Raw genomic sequence first — 5,964 nt, 5'->3', positions numbered from 1 at the left:
TCAGGCGACGAAAACCGTGGGTGGGTGAACGCTCCAGGAACAACGCCCACCCAAGTTTTTTCGCTTAGCGCCGAGCTATGTTCGCCAAAGAAAATCGTGTTGGACGTGCCATCCAGCACATCGCGAAAACGTGTTTTGGAATTGCGAAAAAAAGGCCCGTCGGCAACGGTGGCAGCATCGCCATTAATCGGAACGATCTTGGTCGTTGACGTATAGATGTTTGTGAACACTTCGCCGGTCGCAGCCGAACCGCATTCCCCCCAACAGCTTTCTTGGCCGTGGCTTGCCACATAATGGCTGCGCCCAAGCTTCATTGGCTGTCCCCCAATAAGCAGCGGATTTCCCGATTGGTCTTTGACTTCAAACGGTTCATCGCCACCGGTCGCACTTGGACACAAGAACATGGGAATGCTTGCGGAAATCGCTTGCCGATTAAACGATGACCAAATCGGTTGATCATAGCGAAGGCTGTCTGCTAACGCGTTGCCTTCGGCGAACGGCAAGAGTCCGGCGGCCCAGCCCCAACCAGGGCCGGCGTCCCACGTGACCGAATCCATCATCACCGACGCTGGCGCCGATCCGTCGCGTGTGGGATGCGAAACATAGCCGGCGGGAAATCGTTGGTAAGCCGAATGATAGTTATGTGCTGCTAAACCCACTTGCCGCAAATTATTACTACACGACATACGCCGCGCCGCTTCACGTGCGGCTTGGACTGCGGGAAGTAGTAGTCCGACTAACACGCCGATGATTGCGATCACCACGAGCAATTCAACCAGCGTGAACCCACCGCGGCGAGGACGATCGCGACGATCGATCGTGCATCCGGTGGAAACCGACGTATTCAAAACGGATTTCTGCTCCGCAAAAAAACACTCTAACTTCAGCATTCGAAACCTCTATCTTCGTTATCGACGTTTGTCATGAAGCTGACGCCAAAAGTTAGCCGCCACTAACTTTAACCTCGTAAAAAACAGGAACACGCGTTCCCTATCGCGACTTGCTGTCTGCAAGCCAAATGTTAGCCGAAACTAACTTCATGGGCAGAGTCTAGCGATCGCGACAGACACAATCAAGGGGATTCAGCGTGAAAACAATTTTGTTAGGATATGGGGCTACGATAAAGGCACATTGCGGGTGGTGATTACACCACTTGGGGCACACGAAGGGAACCAGAACTTGCCATCGAAGACTTACCAACGAATTCGATCGGACCATGCCAGCGAGGTTGCCGAGGACTATGTCGAAGCGATCGCGGACGCAATTACCGAGCGAGGCGTATGCCGGGCGATCGATCTCGTCAAACATTTCGCAGTCACGCACGCCACGGTCAACAATACGATCGGCCGGCTGCAGCGTGATGGGTTTGTCGTGACCGAACCCTACCAACCGATCGAATTGACCGCCGCAGGCAAGCGGTTGGCGACGCAGTCACGACGACGCCACGAGATCGTGGAGAGCTTCTTGCGGCGAATGGGAGTCAGCGCGGCGACGGCGGCTGCCGACAGCGAAGGGATCGAGCACCATGTCAGCAAAGAAACGCTGGCGGCCATGAAACGCGTCCTGACCAAAGGCTGGCCCAGCGAGCCGTCCTAAGAAATATGGCCGGGTTCTGCACGGGCGAATCCGTGAGCCGCGACGCGTAAGCGGCCGGGTACTGTGCGGGCCCCGGTTACGGCGAATGCCATCTACTTTAGTCGCGGCACGGCGCGGGGCCCCGTCCGTTTGCAGCGAGTAAAACGCTCGAAATTTACCTGGCGGCTAGTTCCTCCCCCGCCTTAAAAAACCCCGTCTGGCGGCACCGACCTTTCTATTTGGTCAAAATTAGCTTGCCTTGCCGCGTCTCTCGCAATCGGTACAGCATCCCTTGATGCTCAATCCAAATCTCATCCCCACAGCGGGCAAGATCCTTGAATCGGACGATTTTTGGCGCGATCTGGCTCGCCCAAACGCCGTCGGTGGCGTCCGTTTTTTTGGGTGCAGGCGGCGTCGATTCGTTTGGATTCGTCATAAGTCTTTATTTTAAGGTCGCTTACGCGTTTTGATTTTTTTACTCAGCCATTCTTGCGAAAAAACCTCCGCAGCACAATACTTGTTGAGACTGATTCGCATTAGCGATACACATTCGACGACGCAGCAAGCAACTGGGACGACAGCCCCCGATCCGCGATCGGCTGCTGATTTAGCAAACCGTGGCGAACGCCAAGAAACGGCATTCTAAATTCAGCGGCCTGCCATCGCTGGGGCATCAGCACCTTCGCCAGCCACGCTCGGATGCATCTCTCGTGTTCACGTCCGAACATCGAGAGCTTGTTTCCTTTCTCGTAGGCTCATTTGAAGGAGTTGTTTGATGACAACATTACGCTCTCGGTCCGTTCCCTCGCACGCTGCCGAAAACCCAATATCCCCCCGTCGCACTCGGCCTGGCTTTACTCTGGTCGAATTGCTGGTTGTCATTGCGATCATCGGCATCCTCGTCGGATTGTTATTGCCGGCCGTGCAAGCCGCCCGCGAGGCGGCACGGAAGATGTCGTGCACCAACCACATGCGTCAAATTGTGTTGGCGGCCCACAACTATCATGGCACGTTTGGCCAATTCCCCGCTGGCAGTATCCAAAGCAACTTTATTAGCCCGTTTGTTTCCGTGCTGTCGCATCTCGAGGAATCCAACAACTACCAGCAATGGGATTTCTCGAAAAGCTATAGCGATCCCTACAACGAAAACGTTTCGTCGCAAAAGATCGCCACGTTCCTGTGCCCGTCGATGATCCTCAATCGCGATGCGCCGGATACTCGCATCGGAACCAACGGTCGTCCCGTCGAAACCGGCGGCCCGACCAGCTATCTGTGGTGTGAAGGAACCGACGACTACATGCAGAAGGGTGACGGATTGTTCGGTCTGCATTGGCCATCGTACGGCTACAAAAACCCGCCGAACCGTTTCCGCGATTGTCTGGACGGAACCTCGTCGACCATCGCACTGGGCGAAACCGTCTACAATTACAACGACTACCTCTGGACCGGCAGTACGCTGCCGAGCGACATGGTCGGGACAGTGAAATGGGGCACCGCACGCTGGGTCGTCGGTTACCCAAAAATCGCATTGGGCACGACGCTTTATCCCCTAAATGTCCACACCGCAGCAAATATGGGTGGATTTGCAAGTCAACATTCCGGCGGCGCCCATTTTGTCTATGCCGACGGCAGTACGCATTTCATCACCGATTCGATCGACTATGAAATCTACAATGCTCTCGCTAGCAAGAATGGTCACGAAGTGATTCCGGGGGACGATCAATGATGCAGCGACGCTCTCGCGAGGACACAGTTCGTCCCGTCATGGCAAAGGCGATGTTGATCGCGGTGCCGATTTCGATATCGCTGGCAACCGGATGCAGCGAACCGGCCCCCGAACGGATCGCACTACACGGGACAGTCCAATCCGACGGCAAACCGATTGAGCGTGCGACCTTGATTCTGACGCCCGCATCTCAAACAGGAACTCCCGTGGCAACACAAATCGACGCAGGACGTTTCGCTTTCACTCGACTGACGGGCCCCTACGCCGGAGAATACATCGTACGGGTGAATCCCGACGAACCTGCGATCGAATCAATCATCGAGGTTGCTGAGCAAAACCCTCGCAAAGCGGCTCGCGAATTTGGAGTGCAACGCTCAAAAAGCTTGCCGCGCAATACGACTACCAACATGACGAAGCAAATCGAGGTCACGCCACAGCAGAAAAGTCCGCTGCGGATCGACCTGTAGTAAAACCGTGGGATAGGCATTCAGCCTGTCTTTTTCCCTTCCACTTTTACTCGACGCCAAATCCTTTCTTGAAAACACCAAAATGAAATCACACCACCTCTCCTTCATCGCCTGCCTGTTTGCCTTGCTTAGTTTGTTCGGGCCTACCCCAGTTCACGCCCACTTTCCTTGGCTCGCTCAAAACGATCAAGGAAAACCGATCCTGTTCTTCGGCGAAGGGCTCGACGATCGCACTTACCATTTGCCTGAATCGATGAAAGCATTCGAACTGTGGCAGACCGACGGAAACTCAGCCCCCAAATCGCTGACGCTACAAACCGTTTCGACCGACGACTTGGTCGGACTGCAGGCCGCGGATGCTGTCGCGAAAACCGGATGCATCTACGGCACGCAAACGTACGGCATCTACCATGGCTCGAAATTGGTGTATCACGTCCAGCATTTCCCCAGCCCAGATCCAGCCACCTGGACGACACCTCCGGCTGAAGGCAAATCAGGCGGCAACCAGCTTCGTGCCGAAATCAAGGCGGTGGACGAGGGAATCCGCGTCTTGGTGCTTTGGCAGCAAAAACCACTGCCGAACGCCGAGGTCAAGCTGTTTTGTGACGAGGGGCATGAAGAAGGATCGGCAAAAACGAACGACGACGGGGTGGTGACGTTCTCAAGCAAGCAAGTGGAACCAGGCTTGAACGCGATCATGGTTGGCTTCACGGACGATCAGGCTTCGGGTACGTTCAAAGAAGAGTCCTTTCAAGCGACCAGCAACTATCTAACCGCTACGTTTCCTCGGCCGCAGGCCAACGGGGAATCACACCGCACCGACTCAGCCCGCGCCAACGAATCAAAAATGACGAAATCAAATGAATCGTCGGTCACCGTCAAAGCTTCGTCACTTCCAGATTTGCCGCGGAAGTTGACCAGTTTCGGTGGCGCGGTCGCAAACGGAAAACTGTTTGTTTACGGCGGTCACATCGGAGATGCACATTCGTATTCCACCGCGGAACAGTCCAATGCATTTTGGTCGCTCGATCTGCCCGGTGGAAAGTCTTGGGATTCGTTGCCCTCGGGACCGAAGTTGCAAGGTTTGGCGATGGTTGGCCACGGCAATTCGGTGGTGCGAATTGGCGGCTTCACCGCGATGAACGACGAAGGCGAAACGCATGATTTGCAATCGCAAGCAACGGTCAGCCGTTATGACATTGCGACCAAACAGTGGAAGGACGATACCCCGCTGCCTGAACCACGATCTTCACATGCCGCCGCGGTGATCGGCGACCAAGTCTATGTCATTGGCGGATGGGCGATGTCGGGCGAGAATGAAACCAAGTGGCACAACACCGCGTGGACCGCCGACTTGAGCCAGCAACCGCTGCAGTGGAAAGCGATCGCAGCGCCACCGTTTGAGCGACGTGCATTGTCGGTCGCTGCACACGACGGACGGATCTATGTCGTGGGCGGCATGGATCAAGAGGACGGACCGAGCACCGAGGTCGATGTCTTTGATCCAAAGTCGAACCAGTGGTCCAAGGGAGCTTCGCTGATCGGTGAAGCGATGACCGGTTTTGGATGCTGGGCTCAATCCCATGCCGGTCACTTGTACGTCAGCACCGTCAACGGCACGATCCAACGCTTGACCGAGGACGGCGACGATTGGGAGATCGCAAGCAGCTACGATCCCGGACGCTTCTTTCACTGCATGTTGCCACTTGATAATAAATCAATGGTGATGGTGGGTGGTGCCAACATGTCGATCGGACGCTTTACAAATCTCGAGATCGTCGAGATCAAATAACGGCCAGCGAACGATCGGTTGACCGTAAAACCGCATCGCCCCGTCGCATGACGGGGCCATATTCCCCTGCAAATCCTCCCCCCCAACCCGACGCGTCAGTTTTGAAGTTGCGAGTTTGTATTTAGGGGCAAAGCCCCGGACGTTTACCTAGCCCAGCCCAACGGGCTGGGACCAAGAAAACCAATGAATTGTAGGGCCAACGGCCCGGCCGTTTGCTGGGACTAAATGAGGGCGGCTAGCAAATGGCCGGGCCTTTGGCCCTTAGGGTTCGTTGCATCTAAAACCTGGCCCGTTGGGCCAGGCTAGGCAAATTGCTGGGCCTTTGGCCCGAAGAACGTCTAAACTCGCAACTTCAAAATGCGTCAGCGAGCGACCGAATCAAAATCCATTTTCCCTCACTTTCG

At 55.3% G+C, this 5,964-nt stretch carries 7 protein-coding genes; 4 read left to right on the top strand and 3 right to left on the bottom strand.

Annotated features, from left to right (window positions below; all coding sequences use genetic code 11):
* Positions 1-890 (bottom strand): DUF1559 domain-containing protein (locus ABX962_RS27790; RefSeq protein ID WP_372724324.1); only part of this gene is annotated, 890 nt, incomplete at its 3' end.
* 289 nt (positions 891-1,179) lie between these two features.
* Between ABX962_RS27790 and mntR the strand changes: the two genes are divergently transcribed.
* Positions 1,180-1,596 (top strand): manganese-binding transcriptional regulator MntR, encoded by a 417-nt coding sequence (mntR, locus tag ABX962_RS27785; protein WP_372724323.1) that lies wholly within the window; start codon positions 1,180-1,182, stop codon positions 1,594-1,596.
* 214 nt (positions 1,597-1,810) lie between these two features.
* Here mntR and hemP read toward each other — a convergent pair whose 3' ends face one another.
* Together hemP and ABX962_RS27775 are read right to left on the bottom strand one after the other, a co-directional pair.
* Positions 1,811-2,011: a hemin uptake protein HemP gene (gene hemP, locus ABX962_RS27780; RefSeq protein WP_372724321.1), complete on the bottom strand. Its 201-nt coding sequence runs from the start codon at positions 2,009-2,011 to the stop codon at positions 1,811-1,813.
* A gap of 100 nt (positions 2,012-2,111) precedes the next feature.
* Complete coding sequence (locus tag ABX962_RS27775) at positions 2,112-2,303, bottom strand: hypothetical protein (RefSeq protein WP_372724319.1); 192 nt, start codon at positions 2,301-2,303, stop codon at positions 2,112-2,114.
* A 47-nt stretch (positions 2,304-2,350) separates the two neighbouring features.
* Between ABX962_RS27775 and ABX962_RS27770 the strand changes: the two genes are divergently transcribed.
* The 3 genes from ABX962_RS27770 (at position 2,351) to ABX962_RS27760 (ending at position 5,560) form a co-directional block, all read left to right on the top strand.
* Positions 2,351-3,301, top strand: coding sequence for a DUF1559 domain-containing protein (locus ABX962_RS27770; protein ID WP_372724317.1), 951 nt, complete (start codon positions 2,351-2,353; stop codon positions 3,299-3,301).
* On the top strand, positions 3,298-3,768 hold the full coding sequence (locus ABX962_RS27765) for a hypothetical protein (protein ID WP_372724316.1): 471 nt from the start codon (positions 3,298-3,300) through the stop codon (positions 3,766-3,768). The genes ABX962_RS27770 and ABX962_RS27765 overlap by 4 nt, the downstream gene beginning before the upstream one ends.
* 82 nt (positions 3,769-3,850) lie before the next feature.
* Positions 3,851-5,560 (top strand): kelch repeat-containing protein, encoded by a 1,710-nt coding sequence (locus tag ABX962_RS27760; RefSeq protein ID WP_372724314.1) that lies wholly within the window; start codon positions 3,851-3,853, stop codon positions 5,558-5,560.
* The last annotated feature ends 404 nt before the right edge of the window (positions 5,561-5,964 follow it).

It is taken from the genome of Novipirellula sp., from assembly GCF_041583735.1.
In the GTDB taxonomy this organism is placed as follows: domain Bacteria; phylum Planctomycetota; class Planctomycetia; order Pirellulales; family Pirellulaceae; genus Novipirellula.
This window is presented reverse-complemented; position numbering and strand designations above follow the sequence as displayed.

What these genes read in the sequence shown, in the direction of transcription:
- hemP (WP_372724321.1), bottom strand. Translation starts at nt 2,011, where the DNA reads ATGACGAATCCAAACGAATCGACGCCGCCTGCACCCAAAAAAACGGAC.
- ABX962_RS27775 (WP_372724319.1), bottom strand. Translation starts at nt 2,303, where the DNA reads ATGTTCGGACGTGAACACGAGAGATGCATCCGAGCGTGGCTGGCGAAG.
- ABX962_RS27770 (WP_372724317.1), top strand. Translation starts at nt 2,351, where the DNA reads ATGACAACATTACGCTCTCGGTCCGTTCCCTCGCACGCTGCCGAAAAC.
- ABX962_RS27765 (WP_372724316.1), top strand. Translation starts at nt 3,298, where the DNA reads ATGATGCAGCGACGCTCTCGCGAGGACACAGTTCGTCCCGTCATGGCA.
- ABX962_RS27760 (WP_372724314.1), top strand. Translation starts at nt 3,851, where the DNA reads ATGAAATCACACCACCTCTCCTTCATCGCCTGCCTGTTTGCCTTGCTT.